Below are 24,072 nucleotides of genomic sequence, written 5' to 3' on the forward strand. Positions count from 1 at the left end.
GTTCCTTACTGGCTCTGCTACGCCGATGACAGCCCTTCTCTAAACATATGAGATACATGGAGGGGATGCAATCCTCCCCAAGTGTGGCTATAGCATTTTTGCGCGTGTTCCCTCCCTGTGAAAAGGGCTGTATGCCACTAATTGCCAGATGCTGATCCGCTTGCCTTGGTCAATTGCTGGAGGCGTTGACGAATGTGTTCCACCGAGGCACGGGGGGAAAATCGTGGTACGGGCATGATCTGCTCTGCCACCACCAGATAGAGAACCGGAATCTCGTATTGATAGGCCTGCCACCACTCATCACGGCTGGTGATGTCGCGTACTTCAAGGGTAAATTCCCTCAGGGTGGCTAGCTTTTCTTGCAGTCCTTCACAGAGGTGACAGCCGGGCTTGCTATAGAGAATCAAGTGTGTCACGGTTGAGGCGCAGAAACGAGGGGGGTATCGCCAATATGACGGTGATCCCGCAAGCCAAAAATGGCTTCTACATGGCGGTAGTGCTTAATTTCAATCAAGTTGTGGAAGGGGTCTTCGAGAAAGAATGTTTGGTGCTCTAAGGGGGTATTGGCAAAGCGGGTGCGCGGTGGCTGGTAAAAGTCAAGTCCCTTGTTAATCACACGCTCGTAAAGGTTTTGCCAGTCCGCTTGTGCCAAGAAAATCAAGCCAAAGTGGCGTGGATAAATGCTCTTGGGTGGGGTTAAGGGTTCATCAGTGACATGAGCTACCAGTTGATGGCCATAGAGCTTCATGATCAGGCAGTGGGGATTTTCGCGCCCCGGCTCACAGCCCAACCCATCAACGTAGTAGGCCTTGGTGTCCGTCAAATTACTGACGGGAAAGGCAAGGTGAAATAAAACGGGAGCGATCGCCAACTGAGCCATAGATCTCTCTGAAGTAAAAATGGCTAAATTAGTTGCTATTGTAACAGGGGAATCCCGCCTCAGGCATCTCCCCAGCACATGGATCTTCTATTTACAACGGAATGGGTGGCACGGGTAGGGGTAATAGGGGTAGTAGAGGGGCTGGTAAATCACCGGGCGAGGGGGATAGGGCACCGGCACAATAATATAGGTTTGGGATTGCCCCGGCGGACGGTAAATGACGGGAGTGTAGGGAGCATACTGCGGTGTCCGTGGCCGCCCAAAAGACTCTAGCCCCGGAAAAAAGACATCAACACCCGGCTGATTAGGAAAGAGGGGATAGGCGGCACGACTGGGGAGAGCGATCGCCAGCAGTGTGACTAAGCTACTGACAGTCAACGGCAGGAAGCGTAACATAGAAGCCTCCAAGGAGAGAGTGATCCTCTGATTCTGACGCTGCGGTGCCTAGGGAAGTTCCCGTAGAACACGACTCAAGATTTCCACCATTTGGTCAATGTGCGATCGCTCCACAATCAGCGGTGGCGAGAGGGCAATAATATCGCCAGTCACCCGAATCAGCAGCCCCGCCTCAAAAGCCCGACAGAGGGCATCATACCCCCGTACTCCCGCCTGACCCTGCCGTGGGGCTAATTCAATCCCAGCCACCAAGCCCAAGTTGCGAATATCAATGATATGGGGAAGGCCGCGTAGGCTGTGGACGGCCTCCTGCCAATAGGGTGCAAGGGAAGCAGCCCGCTCAAATAGGGCTTCTTTTTCATAAATCTCTAAGGTGGCCAAGGCGGCGGCACAAGCCAAGGGATGTCCTGAATAGGTGTAGCCATGGAAAAACTCAATTTGCCCCACTGGCCCTTGCATGAAGGTGTCGTAAATCTCATCACGGACAATGACGGCTCCCATGGGCACCGCCGCATTCGTCAGACCCTTGGCAACGGTAATGAGATCGGGGGTGACACCAAAGTACTGACTGGCAAAGGGGGCACCGAGACGGCCAAAGCCCGTGATTACCTCATCAAAGATGAGTAAAATGCCGTGGCGATCGCAAATGGCACGCAGGCGTTCCAAGTATCCTTGGGGCGGAATCAATACCCCCGTAGAGCCAGCGAGGGGTTCGACAATTACTGCCGCGATCGTCGAGGCATCATGGAGCGCCACTAAGCGTTCTAGCTCATCAGCTAAATGTGCTCCCCAAGCGGGTTGTCCCTTGCTGAAGGCATTGTGCTCAAGGTTGTGGGTGTGGGGCAGATGATCCACCCCTGCCAAGAGAGAACCAAAGAACTTGCGATTGGGAGCAATTCCCCCCACCGAAATTCCACCAAAGCCGACCCCGTGATAGCCCCGCTCGCGACCAATGAGCCGTTGCCGTGTCCCTTCCCCCCGCAGCCGATGGTAGGCAAGGGCAATTTTCAACGCTGTATCCACTGCCTCAGAGCCAGAATTGGCAAAAAAAACATGGTTGAGAGGGTCAGGGGTAATGGCACGCAGGCGATCGGCCACCTGAAATGGTCCCGGATGTCCCATTTGAAACGTCGGCGCAAAATCCAGTGTTCCCGCCTGTTGGGCGATCGCACTCACGATTTCCGGACGACAGTGCCCAGCATTGACACACCATAACCCAGCCGTGGCATCGAGAATCTCACGGCCATCAATACTCCTGTAGTACATCCCCGCTGCTGAAACAAGGAGCCGAGGACTTTGCTTGAACTGGCGGTTTGCCGTAAAGGGCATCCAAAAGGGGTCGAGGTTGAGATCCACAAGGGTGGGCAGCGTCATCGGACTAAAACTGGTTGGTATTGTCAGTGGTGGGCATGAGGCCAATAATATCGCGGTAGGCCGCCACAATGACACAACTACTCCAAGGAATAGTCACCAGCATCCCCACACAGCAAAGGCAAAAGCCCAAAGTATTGAAGAAAATAATTGACACATTGAGGAAAAAGAAGCTCCACCAATCACGGGAGACCAAGCGGCGACTCGTTTCTAGGGCTGGCCACACGTCAAACCGGTGTTCCACCACCAAAGGCACAGCAAACATATAGGCTACCCCAAAGTAAACCCCCGGCAGCAGCAGGATGGCACCCGCCAAGATTAAAACGGGGGTAAGGGCATCTGGCACAGAGGGAAGCTGCTCCAGTAACGCTAGCAGTTGTTCTAAGTCGGCATCGGGTTCCGTTGCTTCAGCCGCCGCCTGCTCTAATATGCTTTGAAAGAAGGGCAACCCCGCAATCATGAATAGAATGCTGGCACTGATCACAAACACATTCGTAATCAAACCAATGATCAAGTTCGTCAAAAAGATGGGCAAAAAGTAGTTGTTTTTGAACGCATTAAAGAAGTTGCTAAATTCGGGTCTTTGGTTGCGGGCAATCCGAAAGCTGAAAAAGTAGTAGCCTGCGGCAAAGAGGCCTGCCAAAATCGTGCTAACAATCGGGCCAGCCCCCGGAATATTGTTGAGCATACCATTGATGATGGTTGCCAGAATGAGAAAACCAATGTAGGCAGCGGGTTGGGTGCTGAAAATTTGCCAGCCCTCATTGAGGTATTGACCAATCCGTACTTGATAGGAGCGGTTGGCGATCGCTTGGGGAGTATGTTCTGACTCACTGTACATAATGGCGGTTCCAAGGGTTTGCCTTTAGCCTAGCGATCGCTTGGGGCTGCGCCAATTGTCAATGTGTCACTTCTTCACTTTTCTAAAACATGGGATACAAGTCTTTCCTGTAGTCATTATGTTGAGTGTGTTCAATCCATCGGAGAAGGCTTGTATTTAAGACTCAATTATGAACTTTTGTACAGGATCGTAACTAGATTTGGTTATAAAGACTACAATAAAAGCGTAGGGAAAGCGACGTGAGTCCCCTACAACTCTAAACAGCTCCTTGTATTTTCTTATTACTTCTTCGCAGTTAATACCTTAGCTTAGTATTCACCGTTCAAGACTCAAAGCCTCACGTTTCCAAAAGTGGGGGAAGGAATCTAAGGAATTTTTACAAGCGATTTCGTCAATGACTTCTCGATAAAGAGAAGGCGGGGGAATGATGTTCAGTATGCAGTTTTGGCGGCAGTCTCTTGTCGCGACGATCGCCTTGAGTTTGTTAGCCGTGTTTTCCGGCGGGACACCCTTGGCTCACAGCCAAACCCATAGTACGCTACAGGTGGGAGCAACGGTCATTAAAACCTGTCAAGTCAGCCGCCCTGCCCAACCGTCGAGCCTGCGAAATGGGCACTACAGCTTACAGACCGATTGCGTCCAAGCAACGCAAACAACCCCTGTGGGACAAGTGGTGCCGTTGCCCGCTGAATGGGGACTGGTGGAGGATGCCAACCCAACACTGATGCGGCTGGTCACCTATTAGGCAGCCGGGGACGAAATTTTACCCGCATGGTTGAGGGGCCAATAGCAGGCGATCGCCCGACCAATAACATTCTCAAGGGGCAAAAATCCCCAGATGTGGGAGTCGTTGCTGTGGTTGCGGTTATCCCCCATGACAAAGAGCATATTCTCTGGCACTCTCACTGGGGAGAGCGTATAAACGGGTGGCTCAGCAATGTAGGGTTCTTCAAGGGGGCGATCGTTGACCCAAACTTGGCCATCATGCACGGCAACTGTATCCCCGGCGGTGGCAATCACTCGTTTAATTAGGGCTTGGTCGGCGCGATAACCAAGGGTCTGCAAGAGGGGTGGAGTATAGAAAACAACAATATCCCCCGGCTGGGGCGATCGCTGGCGATAGGTGATCTTTTCCACCACAATGCGATCGCCCGGCCAAAGCGTTGGCTCCATAGACTCTGAGGGAATAAAGCGCGACTCGGCCACAAAAATGCGAATCAGCACCGTAATCAGCACAGCTACCCCAATCAACAGGGCATTATTGCGTAGCGATCGCCAGCGGGAAGGGGAATTCGTTGCCGAAGCAGACATATAAGGGCAGATTTAGAGAAACCAACATTTTTATGGTACTAGTTTCAGTTCTCTTTTGGAGGAAGGAATACAGCCCTGCTACCTTTTTTCTAACCTTCTAAACTATCTTTCAAAATTTCTGGATCGAGACGAGTTTAAAGATATCTCCAATTAGACTTAAATCCTTGGCTAACTGCTACAGCAATCAAAGGCATAAATTTTATTTTGTATTGTCTGTTGAGCCTTTCAAAGTTTAATAATTCTTCTTTGTTATAAAAACTTAAATCGACTAAATATAATTCAATATGGTTATTCCATTTCTTTTAAGAGCCATGATTATAGGAAATAACAAGTCCTGTATCCTGTATGCTGTGTTTTAATAAACTTCTCAAAATAAATATCATCAGGAATATTATCTGATTTAGAAGAATTAACGCTCTTAGGAACTGGAATTAAATTCTAAAGATGATTATGAGCCACAAAAGACCAAGGCAAATTTTGAATATAAGAAGACCATTCACGATGAATTAGGATTACTGTGTTATTCTGACTAAATTTATACAGAAGTTTACACTCCTCAAATAATCTCTCTGCTAATTTTTTACTTCTCGGTTAACTTGCTGATCTTTACAATCCACTCAATTCTCTAAAGAAGAGTCGTATCAACCGAAAGGGTACATATCTAGTAAGCTTTTCATCAATATTTTTACTTTTTATTGCTTCACGAATAATAATTTTATTACTTTCTGTATTTTTAATTTTTAATGGTAAGTTATCAGAACTTAAATTTAGAGACTTTAGTTTCTCAGTAACCATATCTTACAATCCGAAGGATAGTCTAACTATTGAATGAGAATACCAAGCATTGACCAACATCTCAATAGCCAAATCTTTTAAGCTAATTGGTGAAGTTACCTCAAAAAAGCGACTACTTAGAATGTCTAATATTGAGAGAAAAAAGAGGAATATACAGGAATTTGTAGTGTCATCAAGCAGTCTCGAAAAAGTAACGATATCTAAGCTTTCAGAATTAGGCAGACTGTATGGACTATCCATAGAAAGTTAATCTTGTGGAAAAGCTTGAGATGGAATAAGACTAAGATTACAATTGCCTTGTAGTAACTGAAGTAATCTGAAGCACTTGGTCAGGGAACTGCAGAAGTTACACAACTTTGGTTTGGACTAATTCTTTTGCTGGACTGAGCACACCATAACCTTTTCATAGCTAGCAATAACTTGATCCGTTCGCTCTATTAACTCCAATAATGTTTCCCCTTAAGTCCAAGTATGGGTTCTACCATCTCGATGATTTTGTTCCTATTCGATTGCCTTCTGGAAAAGGTCAGGATACTTTTGTGCTATTCGTACTTACACTGAAAGAAGCAAAAATAGCAACCCGATCGACTGCGCCAGCGATAGTAAGCTGGTAAGGCAATACTGCTCTCTTCAAGCAATCTGAGAATAGCATCTTTACCTCGCTCTTTGAATGGGAAAACTAGCTTAACATTATACCAATTCAGTTTGAAGATAGGTCTAATAGAGGCTGTGTAATGAATGACCAGCCTGTCAAAGAGCGAACCACCCCCGCTGTTATTTGCGACAATACGGATGGCAGCTTTTGATGCAGTGCCTCCAGCGTCTCAGACAACTGCCATGCCAATGCTGCTGAATTGGATTCACTTCAGGGGCAAACACAGGCACGACATTCGGCAGCCAGTTCATTATGTTCGCGTGATGTCCCGTGAGCGTAAGCTGTCCCTAGCGACTCTTGTCTTGACAAAAGTAGTGCAGCCGCTTGCGGCTACCAACGACCGCTTGCAAGATTTGCAGGAGGAGAGGGAGTTTTCTTTAAAGTCTTCGGTTGCTCCTTGCAGTTCTTTAGAGCTTTCTGTAAATGTCACAAAGAGCTGGTATCAAACTTGCTTTGTGGGTTGGGGCGATCGCCTAGGTTAGATTGATAGCAAGACCTTGTATCCTAGTCCTCCTGACCTTGAGGGGCGAATGATGACCGAACCCGCCACCCGCTCTGAACTCAGTCAAGTCCTAGATGCCATCCAAGGGATGCAAGCCGATATGCGGGCGATGCAAGCCACCATTCAGGCGATGGACAAAAAATTAGATATCCACATTGCCACCACAACAGAGCGCTTCAACCTCATGGATGAAAAGCTGAAGCGGCTGGAGGACAAAATTGATGCCGTAGAAGCAAAGCTAGAGCAGCGGATCAATGCTGTAGAAGCCAAACTGGAGCAGCGCATTAACGCTGTGGAGGCTAAGCTAGAACAGCGGATCAATTCTATAGAGATACAGTTAGGGCAGCGGATTGATACGGTAGAGTCCACATTGCAGGACATTGCTAAGCGACAGGCGGGCACGGATGCGAGGCTGTGGGGCTTCTTGGTAACCCTATTGGTGGCAACGCTGGGACTGCTGGCAAAATTATTACTCTTTGATTTGCCCTCGTCTTAATCGGCGAGGGGTCGCCTCTGTACAGCCCTTTTCTAAAATACGGGATTGCAAACCGTCATCAGAACAGTCACTGACAGTCATGCAACGCTTAACAAGTTTTTTAGTGAACCTACCAGCAGGAGCATTTTCTTTAGTCCTCCTACCATTGGTTGTACCAGCAGTTGCTAACGCTGAAAATCCTGCTCATGTGCGCCAACTCTTGGAAACGCGCCAATGTCCCAACTGTGATCTGCGGGGTGCGAACCTGATGGATGCCAATTTGTTTAAGGCGAATTTAGCGGGTGCCAATTTGGAGGGCGCCTATCTGGCGGGTGCGAATCTCTTTGGCGCCAATTTGGAAAGGGCAAACTTGAACCGTGCCAGTCTCTACCTAGCGATTTTGGTCAATGCCAATTTGGCAGGGGCACAACTGGTGGGAACCCGCCTGACCCTGACTAACCTCGTGAATGCCAACCTTAGCGGTGCCAATCTAGAGAATGCCGTCATGAAAGGCGCCAATATGATTGATGTTGATTTAACGGCTGCAAATCTGAAGGGGGCAGATCTCGATCGCGCAAATTTGAGTGGGGCTAATTTAAGACAAACGATCTTCGATCGCCCCCCTAGCCCCTAGGAAGTAACCTGTGCCTGTTTCAATGCTGCTGCAAGTCGCGGTTGATCCCAGCCCCGTTGGTGGAGAATTTGCCATGTGGCCATTAAATCAGGACCATGGACAGCACCTGTGAGAGCAGCACGCAGGGATCGCATCGTTGCCCCTTTTTTCACCCCTGCGGCTTTGGTGGCCTGTTGAATCAAGTGTTGCCCCATCTCCACAGTGAGCGTCGGTTCTGAGGGTAGATGTTCTAGTAGGTAGGCCAGAATGGTTGCACTTTGGGGCTGGCTCAGTTGAGCCATTGCTTCAGAATCAAAGGTGACACTGGATACAAAGAAAACCGCCCCTTGATCAATAGCCTCCTTGAGGGTGTTGAGACCGGGTTGAAGGAGTTGGACAAGGTCAAGCAACCAAGGGCGATCGCCTCCCTCATCAAAGGCATAGCCTGCCCCCTGCCACAAGGGAATAAGTTCCGCCAAAAGTTCTTCTGGCTCTAGTTGTTGAATGTACTGACGATTGAGCCAATTGAGCTTGTCCCAGTCAAAGCGAGCGCCTGCTTTGTTAATCCGCTCAAAGCTAAAGTGCTTGGCCGCCAGATCTAGGGTAAAGAGTTCACCCATGCCCTCAGGGGGCGACCATCCAAGCAGTGTCATATAGTTAACCAAGGCTGGCGCTAGATACCCCATGGCTCGAAAGTCAGAAATGGAGGTAACCCCATCCCGTTTTGAGAGTTTTTGCCCCGCTGAATTGAGAATTAAGGGAGTATGGGCAAAGTTAGGGGGGGGGGCTCCCAGCGCTTCGTAGAGCAAAATTTGCTTGGGTGTGTTGCCAATGTGATCCTCGCCGCGAATGACATCGGTAATACCCATGGCAATGTCATCCACCACCACCACCAAGTTATACAGGGGATAACCAATTTCACCGCGGGGGGCTGCCCGCGCAATTACCATATCGCCGCCGAGATCAGCCCCTTGCCAACAGACCCGACCCCGCACCAAATCCTGCCATTCAATCTGGCGATCGTCCTCAATTTTGAAGCGAATCACAGGCGTGCGCCCTGCCGCATCAAAGGCCGCTTGTTCCTCTGGGGTCAAATGGCGGTGACGGTTGTCGTAACGCGGGGCTAGACCCTTGGCTTTTTGTTCGGCCCGCAGGGCATCGAGTTCTTCGGGGGTGCAGTAGCAGTAGTAGGCTAGTCCCTTGTCCAAGAGGGTTTGAATCGCTTGGCGGTACAGATCAAGGCGATCGCTCTGAAAATAAGGACCTTCATCCCACGTCAGCCCCAGCCATTGCAAGCCCTCAAGGATATTCTCGGTATATTCAGGTCGCGAGCGCTCGCGATCGGTATCCTCAATCCGCAGAATAAATTTTCCTCGCCAATGGCGGGCGTAAAGCCAGTTGAACACAGCGGTACGGGCAGTCCCAATGTGCAGATTGCCTGTCGGACTCGGCGCTAAACGAACACGAACTGTCACTGCTGACCTCGAATACAAAAATTGCCCTTTTGATCCTACCCCATTGGCTGTAGGCCTTTTAGGCAAGGGTATAGGGGCGATTCAGCCGCTCCAACTGCTGCACCATCAGGCTGAGGAATAGTCCCACGTCGGTGACCACGCCCACAGATTCCACAGAGCCGCGATCAGCGAGTTTGGTGACGACCGCTGGGTTAATATCCACACAGACGAGCTTCACTCCCGCTGGCGTCATATTGCCCACCCCAATGGAGTGCAGCATTGACGAGAGCATCAAAATCATATTGGCCCCCTGAATCAGGCGGGCATACTCCCGCTGCGCCACAATTAAATCCATGATTGTATCGGGCAGGGGGCCATCATCGCGGATTGACCCTGCAAGGACAAAGGGCACATTATTCTTGACGCACTCGTACATCACGCCACTGGTGAGAATGCCCTGAGCCACTGCGTTGGCGATGCTGCCACAGCGGCGAATCATGTTGATCACTTTCAAGTGGTGACGGTGGCCGCCCCGCACAGGGACGCCCCGTTGCATATCCACCCCCAAGGAGGTGCCCATGATCGCCTGCTCCATATCGTGCACAGCGATCGCATTGCCGCCGAGGAGTCCTTGGACATAGCCTTCACGGATCAGCTTGGCTAAATGCTCACCACCGCCCGTGTGGATAACTACTGGTCCGGCCACCACAATCACTTTGCCCCCCTGATCGCGGATACGCCGTAGTTCCCAAGCAATTTGCTCCACGACGAGTTCCACCCGCCGCTCACTGGAAACCCCCGATCCCATAAAGGTGAACTCTTGGGTATTGCGCTGGCTTTCCGTTTTGCGAATCGTGCGGATGCCCTCGACGCCCACAACCACGCGATCGCCCACCTCTAAATCTCGCAGGATGCGACACTCCGCCACCGTGCCTTCCGGCGTTGAGCGCACGACAATCGCCCCATCCATGCGTTGGTTTTGCACGCGAACCCACTCGCCCTGAACCCGCACCTCTGTGGGGTAAATGGTCGTTACATAAAAGTCATCCGGAGCAACGCCCGCCTGCGTTACAGGTTCAAGGGTGGCATCGCAAACTTCCGACGGCGGCAGAATTGCACCGAGGGTGATCAACTGCGCCATAATCGCATCCATCACCTCAGCATCGGGCGCCATGACGCGAATATCCGCTTGGGAGGGACTTTGCCGTTGTTCGCCAAGATTAAATTGCAGGACTTGGAAACTGCCACCACTTTCCACAATCGTGTCTAGGACACGGTTTACAAGGCCAGAGTCGAGGAGGTGTCCCTCCAGATGAATGACTCGGCTAGGCAGCGTTGCCGGTGCATGGAGTTCTTCGCGCACCGGTTCGGTCACCCGCAAGGTCAAGCATTTGGCCGCACCCCCCGCTTTGAGAAATTCGGTCAGGGGCGTCTCCACCACCTCAAAGCCCACTTGGGCAAGGGCTGATTTGAGTTCTTGGCTGGCACGGTTGAGAATCACTGTGCGATCAATATTAACCGCATTGCAGGCAAAGTTAACCGCATCAGCCTCTTTAACGGCAATTCGTTTATCCGCTGGTACCCGCAGTTCAATGAGGCGGTTGGAATAGGCATCAAAAGCGGGAGGATAGTAAAGCAAGTAGCCGTCCGTCAGCGGACAAAAACACGTGTCAAGGTGGTAGAAGCGCTCATCCATGAGCCTCAGGGAGAGGACTTCAATATCCAGCCACTTCGCCAAATAGGCATGGGAATCCAATTCTGAACGGAAGCCATACCCCGCCCACAGCCAGCGACCTTCGCGATCCAAAAGGGCATCCCCGGCTCCCTCAAAGGGGAGTTGCTTGGGTAGCTCAAAAACTTGATACCCCTGAGATTCAAACCACGCTTTGAAATAAGGTTCTTCCCCTTGGCGTTCTGGGTGATAAAAGCGACTGAGCACCACGCGATCGCCCAGCACCAAGCCTGCATTCGCCGTAAACACCATATCCGGCCAGCCCGGCTGCGGCTCAATCAAGTCAACCGTCGCCCGAGCATGGATAATTTCGTAGAGTTTTTCCCACTGCTCCTGTGCCCGATCGCGGGAGGACTTGTGGATATTTCCCTCCATCCAAGGATTGATCACATAGTCCACCTCATAATGGGTGGGAGGGCACATGAGGAATCGCAGGGTTGAACTCATAGAGGTTGTTTAGAAATCGTTGCAATTTGTGAAAACAGTTAGGTGTGGGCTACACGGCACCCATCACAAACTTTTATTCTATAGGCAGTGGGGATCCTGACGATTGCTTTTGTTATCAAACCTTGACATTACACCCGTTGCCGTTGGCTTTTAGGGGCAACTCTATTTGCAAAGAGCAGGGGAAATCTGCGCTAAAATTATAATTTGCGCGATCGCGCACACCGAACTGACACTACTACTAACCGCATCTGCGAAGGGGAATGACCTTGACTGACGTGACTGATCTCATTTCCATCACTACTGAACCGCGCTCCAATAGCCAACTGCTCGCCACGATTGAGGTTTCGGGGGCGCACTCCCAACAGGTGTATAACCAAGTGGTCAATGATCTCCTTCGCCAGACACAGTTGCCCGGATTTCGCAAGGGCAAAGCCCCTCGGCAGCTTGTCTTACAGCAAATTGGCAAAGAGCGGCTGCGCTATGTGGCCATGGAAAAACTGATTGAGGATACCGTCAAAGCCGCCGTCGAAAAGAACAATATCCCCTATCTAGGTAACCTCGAACTCCAAGGGGACATTACAGAGTTACTGAACCAATTTCAGCCCGGCGACAACTTTTCTTTCAGCGTCACGTTTGATGTCGACCCAGAAGTGACAGTCACAGCCTACAAAGGGCTAACCATTGAGTACAATCCCGTCACCTACAATCCCGAAACTGTCGAGAAGCTCTTGCAGCGGCACCAACGGGAGCATGCCACCCTCATTCCCGTCGAAGACCGGCCAGCTCAGTGGGGCGATGATGTCACCCTAAAACTGGTCACCAAAGATGAACATGGGGAGGTGGTGAAGGAACTCTCAGCAGATGAACTGCCCCTGTCCCTCGATGAAGAGCAACCCTTTTTGCTCAAGGAGATTCCTGCTGCTGTTGTCGGCATGAGTGTCGGTGAAGCGAAAACGGTGACGGTGTCTGTTGCCGAGGAAGCAAAGGAGGGGAAAGCAGAGACCCCCAAACAATTGACCGCTGAGATTGAACTTTTAGGGATTAAAGCACCGGAACTGCCCCCCCTAGACGATGCCTTTGCCGCTGAGCACAGTGAATTCAGCACGATGGCAGAATTGCGGGCTTATTTGGAGCAAAATCATCAGGAGCGAGCTGAAAACCAAGATAAGAAGGCCAAAGAAGCTGCCCTCATTGATACTCTCATTGCCCAAAATCCAGTTGAATTGCCAAAAACCCTGATCCGTAAAGAAGCAGATGTGAAGGTGCGGACAACGCTGATGCAAATTCAGTCCCAAGGCATTGATCTCAACAAGATCATGACCGAGGAACTCTACGAAAAAATGCGTCAAGAGGCAGAGCCAGGGGCTGCTAAGGAGGTGCACTCCCGTTTATTGTTGAGGACGATCGCTCGTCAAGAGGGCATTGAACCCAGCCCCGACGCAATTGAGGAACGGCTGAACCGCTATAAAGAGGCGTTGGGTAACCAAACAGCCAAGGATCTGGAACGACTCCGCGAATTTGCCCACGATGAAGTGCAGCAGGAGGAAGCCCTCAACTGGCTCCTAGAGCAAAATACATTTCAGCCAACCAAGTCCGCCCCCACCACTGATCAGCCCACAGCAACTGCTGAAGCGCCAAAAGAGACTCCCGTGGAACCTGAGACCACGGTCGAAAAAACAGCGAAGCCTTCAAAACGCTCTGGGAAAAAAGAAAGTTCTGTCCCATCCCAAGAATAGTTCGGCATAATGAAAGTGGTGATCCCTACGGAACCAAACCGCTAGTTACAATTAATTACAAACGAACCGTCATTCTAGGCAACTATGCTGCAATCGCGTTACGACCATCCCCTCAGTGCCATTCTGCGCTCTCCAGCGCTCAACCTGCCGCCTACCCATGCCAATATTGTGCCGATGGTGGTTGAGCAGTCGGGGCGGGGTGAACGAGCCTTTGACATTTATTCGCGGCTTCTCCGCGAGCGGATCATCTTCCTAGGTGGGGGTGCGGGGGATCGCCGAGGCATTGATGATGCGGTTGCTGACTCCATCGTGGCGCAGCTTCTATTCCTTGATGCCGAGGATCCGGAGAAAGACATTTACCTGTACATCAACTCACCGGGTGGCTCGGTTACAGCCGGCATGGCCATCTACGACACAATGAAGCACATTCGCCCTGATGTGTGTACCCTCTGCTTTGGCTTGGCGGCGAGTATGGGTGCCTTCCTACTGTCTGGCGGTACCCCCGGCAAACGGATGGCGCTGCCCCATGCTCGGATCATGATTCACCAGCCCCTCGGAGGGGCCCAAGGTCAGGCGGTGGATATTGAAATCCAAGCACGGGAAATTCTTTACCACAAGCGCAAGCTCAATGAACTCTTGTCACAGCACACGGGGCAACCCATCGAGCGCATTGAAGCTGATACGGAGCGGGATTTCTTTATGTCCGCTGAAGAGGCCAAGGCCTATGGTCTGATTGATCAGGTGGTGACGCGGCAGACCCTCCCTAGCCACTAAGTACACCCTACGTGCAACCCTAGAGGTTCCCTATGGCCAAATATGATACCCACCTCAAGTGCTCCTTTTGTGGTAAGTTACAGGAACAGGTGCGTAAGCTCATCGCGGGCCCTGGGGTCTATATTTGTGATGAATGCGTAGAACTGTGTAATGAAATCCTCGATGAGGAATTGGCCACTGTTCCCAATGCGGCGGCTCCCCGTCGAGACTCCACACCGTCGCGATCGCCCCGTAGCACACCCCGCAGTCGTCCCCTCAGTCAGGTACCCAAGCCTCGGCAAATCAAGGAATTTCTTGATAAGCACGTGGTCGGACAGCACGAAGCTAAGAAAATCCTCTCGGTTGCGGTCTATAACCACTACAAGCGCCTGAGTCTCTTGGATGGCGATCAACTGGGCGATGATAACGTAGAACTGCAAAAGTCCAATATTCTCCTCATTGGTCCGACGGGTTCTGGCAAAACCCTCTTGGCTCAGACATTGGCGAAGCTCCTCGATGTTCCCTTTGCTGTCGCCGATGCCACCACCCTCACGGAAGCCGGCTATGTGGGGGAAGACGTGGAAAATATTCTGCTGCGCTTGCTGCAAACTGCCAATATGGATGTGGAGGAAGCACAACGGGGAATTATCTATATTGATGAGATTGATAAAATTGCCCGCAAAAGTGAAAACCCCTCAATTACCCGTGATGTTTCCGGGGAAGGGGTACAGCAGGCGCTACTGAAGATGCTGGAGGGGACGATCGCCAATGTGCCGCCTCAGGGGGGTCGCAAGCATCCCTACCAAGACTGCATTCAAATTGACACGACAAACATCCTCTTTATCTGTGGGGGTGCCTTTGTTGGTTTAGAAAAGACCATTGAGCAGCGGGTGGGCAAAAAAGCAATGGGCTTTGTCCGCGATGGCGAACCCCTCCCCAAGGAAAAACGCTCTGCGGATATTCTCAAGCAACTGGAACCCCACGATCTGGTGAAGTACGGCATGATTCCAGAGTTCATTGGCCGTATTCCCGTGGTTGCCGTGTTAGAGCCGCTGGATGTGGCTGCCTTGGCAGAAATTCTCACCCAACCTCAAAATGCGCTCCTGAAGCAGTACCAAAAACTCATGCGCATGGACAGTGTGGAGCTGCGCTTTGAACCGGCGGCGGTGGAGGCGATTGCCCAAGAGGCCTACCGTCGTAAAACCGGTGCCCGTGCCCTGCGCGCCATTGTCGAAGAGATTATGCTGGACGTGATGTACGAACTGCCCTCCCGCAAAGATCTGCGCGAATGTATCATCACACCCGAAATGGTGGAAAAACGTTCAACGGCGGAGCTACTTCTGCATCCCTCCTCCCTGCCTACCCTTTCTGCCTAGGGGAAGGGCGATCGCCCTTGGAAGCGGTGATCTACAGAGCAAAACTAGTCGAGCAAGGGAGATCTAACATCATGGCCGTCGAACCCTACAGTCCACACCTTTCCACATAGCTGTACAAAGAGACTAAGTATGGCTCAATGCCCTGTACATTTAGATTGAGAATCAGTTGGCCAAACCACTCCCCAAAGTAGGGCAACGTTCCCTGATGGGTGGTCGGCGAGGGTTTAAGACGGTTGTAGGTTAGCCAGCGGCCACTCGATCGCCAGCCGAGGCGATCGCCAAAGGCGTTCCACTTCGCTAACTCAGCACCTGTTGTTGGTCGGCCAACGGTCTGCCAAATCTTGGCTTGCACGCTCAAGCCAAATCGTCCCTGACTGTACTTCAGCCAACGCTGATCAATCTCCTTCAGGACATCACAGGGAACACGTGCCAGTTTGATACTGAAAAATGTTGGCGAGAGTGGCTCATTAAGCGCCGGCCCACTTTGGAGGGTTCTGACCTGCCGCTCTACTTCCGACACGATGAAAGCCGTTTCGGCATTGGCTGCTAGCCACTGTTGCTGTTGCAGTAGTTTTTCTAAGTTGCTGTAGTCTGCTAAGGCTGGAGGTGTCGGCGCTAGGGACTGATTTGTTGCAGGAGGCGCTGAGGCACAGGACACCGCAACACTGCTAAAGCTACCCCACCCTAAGAAGCGAATAAACTGTCGTCGCCGTAGTCTTGGCTGAGGAATTGAGCTAGAAGAACGGGCTGGAGTCGCCATGGTGCTTAGAAGAAAATGTGGCTATCGGGCATCAAGCTCAGCTCAAGGGGCACGGCATGGGGATCTGTTTCCAAGGTAGCGCGAATGAGACGAGCAACGGTGGCGGGTCGCAGGAGTTTCTGGCGATCAACTTTCAGACTGACGGCATCCCAAAAGGGAGTATCCACACCGCCAAAGTAGAAAAGACTAAAGCGAATGCCGTAGCGCTTGAGTTCTTCGGCCATACATTTGCTAAAGCCCACCGCGCCAAATTTAGCGGCACAGTAGGCAGATCCCATGGTCATTGAATGTTTGCCCAGAATGCCGACAACGGTGCAGATATGACCCTGCTGCTGTTCTTTCATGAGTTCGGCCGCCTGCTGGCTGGTGTAAAAGCAGCCCTTGAGGTTCAGATCTAACATCTGATCCAGTTCAGCAGCCGTAATCTTTTGGTAGGGCTTCAGGAGTCCAGCGCCAGCGGCATTAATGAGCACATCGAGTCGTCCCTGTTGGCTGCGGATGGCCTCCATCAAGGCGCTCACTTGCTCAGGTTGGGTGATGTCACAGGGCTGAACTTGGACGGTGACGGCGGGGGGAAGACGATCCGCTAAGGCTTGCAGGCGATCGCCAGAACGGGCCGCCAAGACCAATTTGGCGCCGGTTTCCTTGAGTTCTTCGACAACTGCTTGACCAATACCACCGGTAGCACCCACCACCAACACCACACGATTCGTTAAGGCACTCATTTTGTTACATTTCTTTACGTTTACCCTTTGATCCTAGCGTTTCTTGCCTCCGTGAGAACTTGGCGGTGGCGGCGGCGATCCAATTTAGAAAGGCGACCCTGTGTTTTGCGTATTAGGATTGAGCCGTTGGTCTTCTGGCCTAGGTGTGACGGAGTTGGCATCAATGACGCAGCAACCACAACCCCCCTCTACCCTTTGGTCTCGTCAGTGGGGATGGAGAATTATTGGCTTGGTGGCGCTAGGGGCGATCGCGAGTGGAACACGGGCGTGGTGGTTTGTGTGCTATGAACTAGCTCCTGAAATTGCTCAGCAACTGCAACAGCACCTCAACCGTCCAGTTGAGATTGGCAACGTACAGCAGGTAGGGCTAAATTTTGTGCGTTTTGGCCCCTCAGCGATTCCCAGCTACACAGGAACAGACGGTACCCGCGAATTGGACAATGCCCTCATCAACGGCATTGAGGTGGCGTTTCAGCCATGGCAACTGCTCACGGGTCAAAAGCTGGATATTGACATTACCCTAGATCAGCCCCAACTCACTGTGGTTCAGGATGCCCAAGGGCAGTGGTGGCGCACAAAATTTCAGCTGCCAAAGGAGGAGCCAACCTTTTTTCAACTGAATCAAGTAAGGGTGAAGGTGCGGGATGGCTCGGTACTGATTCAACCGTTTGAGCGTTCTGCCTACCTACTGCGCCAAATTCATGGCGGATTGACACTGACGCCCGATCGCCAGAATTTTGCCCTCAAAGGTCAAGCGGAAGGACAACTGGCCGGGGGTGGCCAATGGCGATTGCAGGGGGACTGGAACCAACCCCAAGAAAGGGGGCAACTGGATTTGCGCTTCAGCAAGATTCCCTTTGCGCTGGGGAATGAGATTCTGCCAGAGACAATTCGTGTCCAAGGCGGCCAACTGGAGGGACAGGTGCGGGTTCGTCTGCCCTTACCAGAAACCCCCGAAGTCACGGGTCAAATTTGGTTGCGGGATGGTACTTTACGCACGGCCTTTGTGCCCCAAGACCTCAAGGGCCTCCAAGCCCATGTGCAATTGCAGGGCAATCAGGCGAAGCTGCACTATTTGCGCGGGGCGATCGCCAATGTCCGCTGGCAAGCTCAAGGCACCGTCGGTCTCCAAAGCGGCTGGAACATTGAAGCGCAAGTGCCGAGGTTTGATCTCGCCCCCACCTTAACGGCCTTGCAGATTACACCACCAGTTCCCCTTCGGGGTCAAGTCGAAGTTCCCACCCTTCGCTTGCAGGGGGATTTGGAGAATCCCCAGATCAGGGGTGAACTGCGCAGTCAAACGCCCCTCCAAGTGGATCAACTGCAACTGCAACAGGTACGGCTACCGTTTATAGCGTCCCTTGAGCAAGGGGTTAGGCTGATGGATGTCGGCGCCCAGTTGGTGGATGGGGGGGAGGTACAGGCAACGGTAGGGGTACAGCCCACGGGGGAGTTTCGCGGCCAAGCACAAGTGCAGCAGGTGAATCTTCAGGCGATCGCCCGCCGCTATGATGTGGCTCCGCCCGTGTCCCTAGGGGAGGGGTTTGCGCAACTGGACTTTGGCGGCAATCTGCGTACCCCAGAGGCTTGGCAGGCCAATGCGGCCTTTCAACTGCCGACGGCTCAATATCCACTGCGGGGCACCGCCCGCCTGACCCAAACCCAACTGCTCGTTCCTGAGTTTCAAATGCAGTTTCTAGGGGGGAGTCTACGGGGTCAAGTGCAAGCCGCCGCCGGTCAGTGGCAGTTACAGGCTCAGGCCGAGAATATCCCCCTACGACAGTTAAATCAAGATTTACAAGGTCGCCTCAGTGGGCAGGCGATCGCCCAAGGACGGGTGGATCAACTGACGCTGCCAGCAATTCGAGCCAGTGCCCATCTTCAAGTGGATCAAACCGCCACGGGTGAGCCGCTGATTGCGGCTGTGAACTGGGATGGCCAGCAATTGCAAGTCCAAGAGGCCACCCTCGGTGCGATTCGCGCCCAAGGAACCATTGGCGTTGATTTAGCGGCTTTGCAACCCACTGAGATTCAATTGGGCATCCAAGCCAGAAATCTCTCCCTGAGTACCTTAAGCACCCTCTTGGAACCGAATCTCCCCGTTCCCCTCACCCTTGCAGGTACCACGTCCTTTCAAGGCCAACTCACAGGCCGCCTCGATAGGCTCCAGTTTCAGGGGGCACTGCTCACCCAAGGATTGGCGGTGAATGATTTGCGTTTTGCCCCTCAACTCACGGGCACCGTCATTTTGAGCCAACAACAGGGGGCAACCCTCAATTTACAGGGGGGGAGCGATCGCTTGGCGCTGCGCCTTGATGCTGATGGTTTACCCCAGTCGCTGCTAATCCAACGGCAACGGGCACAACTAGTCGGCCAACGCCAAGGGGAGAACTTTGATCTGCGTCTCCAAGAATTTCCCGTGGAATCTCTGCGGTTACGGTCTCCTGAACTCCCTAAGGATGTGATTCTCGCAGGAGTCGCCTCTGGCAATCTGCGGCTGCAAAATTGGACAAGGGGGCAGGGCAGTTTTACTGTGGAACGACCGGGATTAGGAGCTTGGCGGGGCGATCGCCTGCAAGCGCAATTTAGCCTCAGTCGCGATCGCCTGACGATTCAATCGGGTCTTTTTCAAAAAGGAGAAAGTCGCTATCAGTTCAGTGCTGACCTGCAACCCCAGCGCTTGGGAGCACAGTTAACGATTGAACAAGGGAATCTCGCCGATCTGACTGAGTTAGCCACTGTCCTTGGGATAGGTCAACCAATGGCTCGCGGGACAGCTGCAGATCTAGGAACCCCTAGAGCCGGTGAAGGGACTCAAGCGTCCCTGCTCACCCAAATTCGCCGCCTTGCCGAAATTGAAATGCTGCAAACCCAAGCAGCGTTGGTACGCCAACCCGAATTGCTGCCCTCCCTTGAGCAACTTCAGGGTACCTTTAATGGCCAAATTACTTTCAGTCAAACCCCCCAGTCAGGTCTGGTGGCTAGTTTTAATCTCAAGGGAGCTAATTGGCAGTGGGGGAGTTACCAAATTGATCAATTCCTCAGTCGGGGGCGCTTTGCCCAAAATCAACTCCTACTGACGAGCCTCAATGTCCTTGCCAAGGGGGGTCAACTCAACTTGAATGGGATTGTTGGCGGTAACCAGCAAAATGCCCAACTGCGACTAGAGCAGTTTCCCATCAGTTTGGTTGCCAGTCTCTTGCCCCCTGGGGTGGATGTTGGCGGTAAGGTGAATGCCCAAGCCGTGTTGACGGGTTCATGGCAGCAGCCCATTCTTGCCGGTGAGGCTACTCTTGCGGAGGGTCGGTTGAATCAACGCCCCTTGGAGGCAGCGAATGTCACGTTCCGCTATGCCCAAAATCGTCTTGCCCTTCAGGCGATCGCCCGCTTGGATACGCCAGAACCGCTAATGGTGACGGGTTCGGTTCCCTTGATCTATCCCCTTGACCCGCGACCAGTGGTGGATCCGCAGTTAGCCCTAGATGTCAGCCTCAAGGATGAAGGATTGTCGTTGATCAACCTCTTGACCAATCAGGTGCAATGGCAACAAGGAAAGGGGCTTTTCCAAGCCCAACTGCGGGGCACATGGGAAGACCCCATTGTGAATGGCGTCCTCAGTGTGGATGATGCGGTTATTAAAACTCCCGCCTTTGAGGAACCGGTGACCAATCTCAGTGCGCGGGTGCGCTTCGATCGCGATCGCCTGCGGGTGGATGGGATTCAAGGTCTCTTTAGCCAAGGGCAAATTACGATGGCAGGCGTTTTGCCGATTCACACCCCCCTTTCCTCAGATGATCCTGATCGAGCCACACCCCTCACTGCTTCCTTGAGACGGCTGCAAGTCAATGCCGGCAATATCTATCGCGGTACAGTAGATGGCACACTCGTGATTACGGATACACTTCTGAGTCCTGATCTGGGGGGCAGTGTCCACCTCAGCGAAGGCCGGTTGGATTTAGGCGCCATCAATGGTGTTGCCAATGGCAATGGGTTAGCCACGCCTGCTGACAGTCCCTTTGAACCCCTAGCTTTTGATAACTTGGCAATTAATATCTCAGATTCCTTGCGGGTGACGCGATCGCCCGTTCTCAACCTAACGGCCACTGGCAGCTTAACCCTCAATGGGGGTCTCGATAGTCTCCAGCCCGCCGGTAAAATTCGCCTCACGGGCGGGCAACTGAATCTGTTCACCACCCTCTTTTTGCTCCAGCGGCGAGCGGATAACTATGTGCTCTTTACCCCCGCCAATGGCTTGGATCCCGAACTTAACCTCACCCTTGCTGCCACTGCTACTGAAGTTTATACCCCCGGCACCGTGACGCGACTCTCCGATGTGGGTTCCGTAACGGCCACCAGTTTAGGGACGCTGAATACCGTTCGCATTACTGCCCGCATTAATGGTCGTGCCAGTCAGTTCCAAACCAATTTACCTGCGGTGCTTGAGCTATCCAGTACCCCTTCGCGCAGCACGACTGAACTCCTTGCCTTGATGGGCGGTGGTTCAATTGCGGATCTCAACCAAGTGGGGGGAGAAGCGGCGGTGGCCAGTCTTGCCGGATCTGCGCTTTTTAATAACCTACAGGCATTGATTGATCAGGCCACGGGTAACCGCACTTCCTTTCGGATTTTTCCAGCGGTGGTGCCCCCCGATCGCCAAGCCCAAAGCCAAGCCCCAACCCTTGCCGTGGGGGCTGAACTGGGTTTTCAAGTGAACAGTTTTACCTCCGTTTCCCTCTTGCAGTTGCTCACCGCCCCCAATGATCCGACGCGGTTTAACCTTGGATTTCAGGTGACAAAGCAGATTCGCCTTGGTGGACAGGTGAGCACCACTGGTCAGGGCACAGGCTTTCTTGAGTTCCGTTACCGTTTTTAAGGTCGTCTAAGATCAGTGTACTGCCAGCAACGCTCAAGCTTGGAAGGTGACAATTGCGGCAGTTGCAGTAGCCTTGGTATCAATCCTGATGAAAAATTCCGCTAGAGCCTTATCTCAACGATGCTCGATTTCATGGCAGCGGTTAAGTCTGCGTTGGAAATTTACCTTGGCCTTGGCTCTTGCGGCGCTCTTTCCAGCCCTGATTATTACTGAAGCCCTGATTCAAGTCAGCCATCGCAGTTTTGAGCATCAGCTTGATCAGCAACTGCGCTCTAGTTTGGAGGATTTGCAGTGGGAAATCGACAATTTGGCCTATGAGTCTCGCATCCAAGCCCTCTTAATTGCCAGTGGGATGTATGCGCGGCATGTGGGTGGATCCCTCGTTGGTGTCTTGAAGCCCGCTGCTATCCAAGCCATTCTTGCGGAAGTGGATACGACGGAACGCCCTATGAACCTGATGCTGGTGACCGATGCGAGGGGTAAGGTACTGGCACAGCAAACAATGGTCTTGGCCAAAACGGGAGAGGCACTCCTTGACTTGACCCCCGAAACCCATTCCTACTATCGTCTCAGCCCGCATCAAGCCAGCAGTATTGCTAACTTACCGATGTTTCAAGTGGCTCGCGATCGCCAGCAGATGATTAGCGGTCTGGTGCTCCTCAATCGTGAACAATTACAAGAACTGGGTTTAGCCCAGCAGGCCAAGATTACGTTGCGTCCTCAACCCATCGCAACTGTATCCCCCAAGCAGCGGCCAGCCCCTGCGGGTACCTACCCCATCGGGGACGGCAATATTGGCTTACTGGCCTTTGCCGCAAAGCCCCTCTATGAAAACAACCAATTTCAGGGGCTAATTCTGACGGGCATTTTGCTCAACAATATGCCGGATCTTGTGGATGCCACCACTGCATGGTCCACAGTAGATACCGTAGCAACAATTTTTGCCCAAGATTTGCGGATTGCCACCAATGTCCCTTACACCGATGGTCGGACTCGCGCCCTTGGTACCCGCGTCGCTCGTGAAGTGGCCACTCAAGTGCTCAATCAGGGCAAAACATTTGTCGGCACAACTGACATTGTGGGTTCCTCCTACCTAACTATCTACAGTCCATTGCAGGACTTTCGCCAGCAGCTCGATCTGCCGCATCCACCGCCCATTGGTATTGTCTTTGTGGGGAAGTCCCAAGCGTGGATTGATACCATGGCCACCCAGAAACGGTTGGTGGCTTTTGCGATTACCCTTGGGGCGCTGGCCTTGGCGAGCGGTTGGGCCTATCTCACGGCGAATGCCATTGCCAAGCCCATTCAATCCTTGGCAACTTCTACCCGTCGCGTGCAGGCAGGAGATTTGACGACACTGGTGCAGGTGCACTCCCTTGATGAGGTGGGGGAACTGGCGAATTCTTTTAATGCCATGATGCGCCAGTTGCGCATTTCCTTTGAGGAGTTAGCCCAAAAAAACCGTTCCCTTGAGCAGATTCGTGATGAACTGATTGAGGCCAATGAACAGTTTGAGGCGGTACTTAATGCTGTTCCCGGCACGATTTCTTGGATTAATGCCGAGGGCATCTATAAAGGGGTGAATCGCAAGTTGGCAGAAACCTTGAATTTGCCGCCAGAGGCCTTTATTGGGCGTCCCTTGGGCTTTTTGCGTGAGGATGAGGAGCTGGCAGCCTTTATGCAGGAGTTTGTGGATTCTCCAGATCAATTTGCCTCACGGGTGATCTCCGTTAAGCGCAATGGTCAAACCGTGTTTTACCTCGTGGCTTTGCAAAAGTATATGCAGGGTACCCATACGGTGGCGGTGGGCATTGATATTAGCGATCGCATTCGCGCTGAGGAAGCGCTGCGCATTGCCGAGGAAAACTACCGCAGTATTTTTGAGAATGCCCTTGAGGGGATTTTTCAGGCGTCAACGGAAAATCGCTTTATTCGGGTCAATGCCGCCATGGCCAGAATTTTTGGCTTTGACTCTCCTGAGGAAATGGTGGAGACTGTCACCAGTATTCGCGACCAAATCTATGTGGAACCCAGCACCCGTGATCAGATTCTGAATCATTTTGCGACTGGAGCAGCAACGGGGCATTTTGAATTCAAGGCCTATCGGCGCGATCGCCAGATCATTTGGATTGAGTTGGATATGCGAGCGGTCTTGGATACCGACGGCAAGATTTCCTACTATGAAGGATTAGTGCAGGACATTACCGAGCGTAAACAGCGTGAGCAAGCAATGCAGCAGCAAATTGAAGAGCTAAGGGTAGAAATTGATCACGAAAAACGGCGGCAGCAGGTGGCAGAAATTACCGAAACGGAGTACTTTCAGCAGTTGCGCCGTGAGGCGAACTATTTGCGTCAGCGTCGCCATTCCAAAAGCTAA

At 52.2% G+C, this 24,072-nt stretch carries 18 protein-coding genes and 1 pseudogene; 8 read left to right on the plus strand and 11 right to left on the minus strand.

Annotation, left to right across the window (positions count from 1 at the left end; all coding sequences use genetic code 11):
- Positions 1–137 precede the first annotated feature (137 nt).
- The 5 genes from NBE99_RS08350 to NBE99_RS08370 all read right to left on the minus strand — a co-directional run bounded on the left by NBE99_RS08350 (position 138) and on the right by NBE99_RS08370 (position 3,488).
- Positions 138–416: a glutaredoxin family protein gene (locus NBE99_RS08350; RefSeq protein ID WP_250681638.1), complete on the minus strand. Its 279-nt coding sequence runs from the start codon at positions 414–416 to the stop codon at positions 138–140.
- On the minus strand, positions 413–880 hold the full coding sequence (locus NBE99_RS08355; RefSeq protein WP_250681639.1) for a VOC family protein: 468 nt from the start codon (positions 878–880) through the stop codon (positions 413–415). The genes NBE99_RS08350 and NBE99_RS08355 overlap by 4 nt, the downstream gene beginning before the upstream one ends.
- Before the next feature lie 87 nt (positions 881–967).
- Entirely contained in the window at positions 968–1,276 is a 309-nt protein-coding gene (locus tag NBE99_RS08360) for a hypothetical protein (protein ID WP_250681640.1), read from the minus strand.
- 48 nt (positions 1,277–1,324) lie between these two features.
- The gene (locus NBE99_RS08365; RefSeq protein ID WP_250681641.1) at positions 1,325–2,650 is read right to left on the minus strand and encodes an aspartate aminotransferase family protein; all 1,326 of its coding nucleotides are present in this window, start codon (positions 2,648–2,650) and stop codon (positions 1,325–1,327) included.
- Between the two features lie 4 nt (positions 2,651–2,654).
- Positions 2,655–3,488 (minus strand): DUF975 family protein, encoded by an 834-nt coding sequence (locus NBE99_RS08370; RefSeq protein ID WP_250681642.1) that lies wholly within the window; start codon positions 3,486–3,488, stop codon positions 2,655–2,657.
- Positions 3,489–3,912: 424 nt separating this feature from the next.
- Here NBE99_RS08370 and NBE99_RS08375 point away from each other — a divergent pair, with 424 nt between their 5' ends.
- The gene (locus tag NBE99_RS08375; RefSeq protein WP_250681643.1) at positions 3,913–4,233 is read left to right on the plus strand and encodes a hypothetical protein; all 321 of its coding nucleotides are present in this window, start codon (positions 3,913–3,915) and stop codon (positions 4,231–4,233) included.
- Here NBE99_RS08375 and lepB read toward each other — a convergent pair.
- Positions 4,230–4,799: a signal peptidase I gene (gene lepB, locus NBE99_RS08380; RefSeq protein ID WP_250681644.1), complete on the minus strand. Its 570-nt coding sequence runs from the start codon at positions 4,797–4,799 to the stop codon at positions 4,230–4,232. The two genes, NBE99_RS08375 and lepB, sit on opposite strands and share 4 nt — an antisense overlap.
- A 1,188-nt stretch (positions 4,800–5,987) precedes the next feature.
- A pseudogene (locus NBE99_RS13340) lies at positions 5,988–6,286 on the minus strand (phosphoadenosine phosphosulfate reductase); the annotation flags it as partial.
- Between the two features lie 493 nt (positions 6,287–6,779).
- Between NBE99_RS13340 and NBE99_RS08385 the strand changes: the two are divergent.
- Positions 6,780–7,247: a hypothetical protein gene (locus NBE99_RS08385; RefSeq protein ID WP_250681645.1), complete on the plus strand. Its 468-nt coding sequence runs from the start codon at positions 6,780–6,782 to the stop codon at positions 7,245–7,247.
- A gap of 187 nt (positions 7,248–7,434) precedes the next feature.
- Positions 7,435–7,860: a pentapeptide repeat-containing protein gene (locus NBE99_RS08390; protein WP_250681646.1), complete on the plus strand. Its 426-nt coding sequence runs from the start codon at positions 7,435–7,437 to the stop codon at positions 7,858–7,860.
- On the opposite strand, the gene gltX is transcribed toward NBE99_RS08390, so the two are convergent.
- On the minus strand, positions 7,857–9,314 hold the full coding sequence (gene gltX, locus NBE99_RS08395; RefSeq protein ID WP_250681647.1) for a glutamate--tRNA ligase: 1,458 nt from the start codon (positions 9,312–9,314) through the stop codon (positions 7,857–7,859). The genes NBE99_RS08390 and gltX overlap by 4 nt on opposite strands.
- Before the next feature lie 58 nt (positions 9,315–9,372).
- Positions 9,373–11,472 (minus strand): TIGR00300 family protein, encoded by a 2,100-nt coding sequence (locus NBE99_RS08400; protein WP_250681648.1) that lies wholly within the window; start codon positions 11,470–11,472, stop codon positions 9,373–9,375.
- Between the two features lie 260 nt (positions 11,473–11,732).
- Here NBE99_RS08400 and tig point away from each other — a divergent pair, with 260 nt between their 5' ends.
- From tig to clpX, 3 genes are all read left to right on the plus strand, one after another.
- Entirely contained in the window at positions 11,733–13,208 is a 1,476-nt protein-coding gene (gene tig / locus NBE99_RS08405) for a trigger factor (protein WP_250681649.1), read from the plus strand.
- Between the two features lie 84 nt (positions 13,209–13,292).
- Positions 13,293–13,982 carry an ATP-dependent Clp endopeptidase proteolytic subunit ClpP gene (gene clpP, locus NBE99_RS08410; protein ID WP_149819305.1) on the plus strand — a complete coding sequence of 230 codons (690 nt, stop codon included), beginning with the start codon at positions 13,293–13,295 and terminating at the stop codon, positions 13,980–13,982.
- A gap of 32 nt (positions 13,983–14,014) precedes the next feature.
- Positions 14,015–15,337, plus strand: a complete 1,323-nt coding sequence (gene clpX / locus NBE99_RS08415; RefSeq protein ID WP_250681650.1) for an ATP-dependent protease ATP-binding subunit ClpX — start codon at positions 14,015–14,017, stop codon at positions 15,335–15,337.
- 85 nt (positions 15,338–15,422) lie between these two features.
- Here clpX and NBE99_RS08420 read toward each other — a convergent pair whose 3' ends face one another.
- Positions 15,423–16,097: a GUN4 domain-containing protein gene (locus NBE99_RS08420; protein WP_250681651.1), complete on the minus strand. Its 675-nt coding sequence runs from the start codon at positions 16,095–16,097 to the stop codon at positions 15,423–15,425.
- Between the two features lie 5 nt (positions 16,098–16,102).
- Positions 16,103–16,822, minus strand: coding sequence for an SDR family oxidoreductase (locus NBE99_RS08425; RefSeq protein ID WP_250681652.1), 720 nt, complete (start codon positions 16,820–16,822; stop codon positions 16,103–16,105).
- Between the two features lie 163 nt (positions 16,823–16,985).
- Between NBE99_RS08425 and NBE99_RS08430 the strand changes: the two genes are divergently transcribed.
- Both NBE99_RS08430 and NBE99_RS08435 read left to right on the plus strand, forming a co-directional pair.
- Complete coding sequence (locus tag NBE99_RS08430; RefSeq protein WP_250681653.1) at positions 16,986–21,695, plus strand: translocation/assembly module TamB domain-containing protein; 4,710 nt, start codon at positions 16,986–16,988, stop codon at positions 21,693–21,695.
- A 166-nt stretch (positions 21,696–21,861) separates the two neighbouring features.
- Positions 21,862–24,072, plus strand: coding sequence for a cache domain-containing protein (locus NBE99_RS08435; protein WP_250681654.1), 2,211 nt, complete (start codon positions 21,862–21,864; stop codon positions 24,070–24,072).

This window comes from Thermosynechococcus sp. HN-54 (assembly GCF_023650955.1).
GTDB lineage: Bacteria > Cyanobacteriota > Cyanobacteriia > Thermosynechococcales > Thermosynechococcaceae > Thermosynechococcus.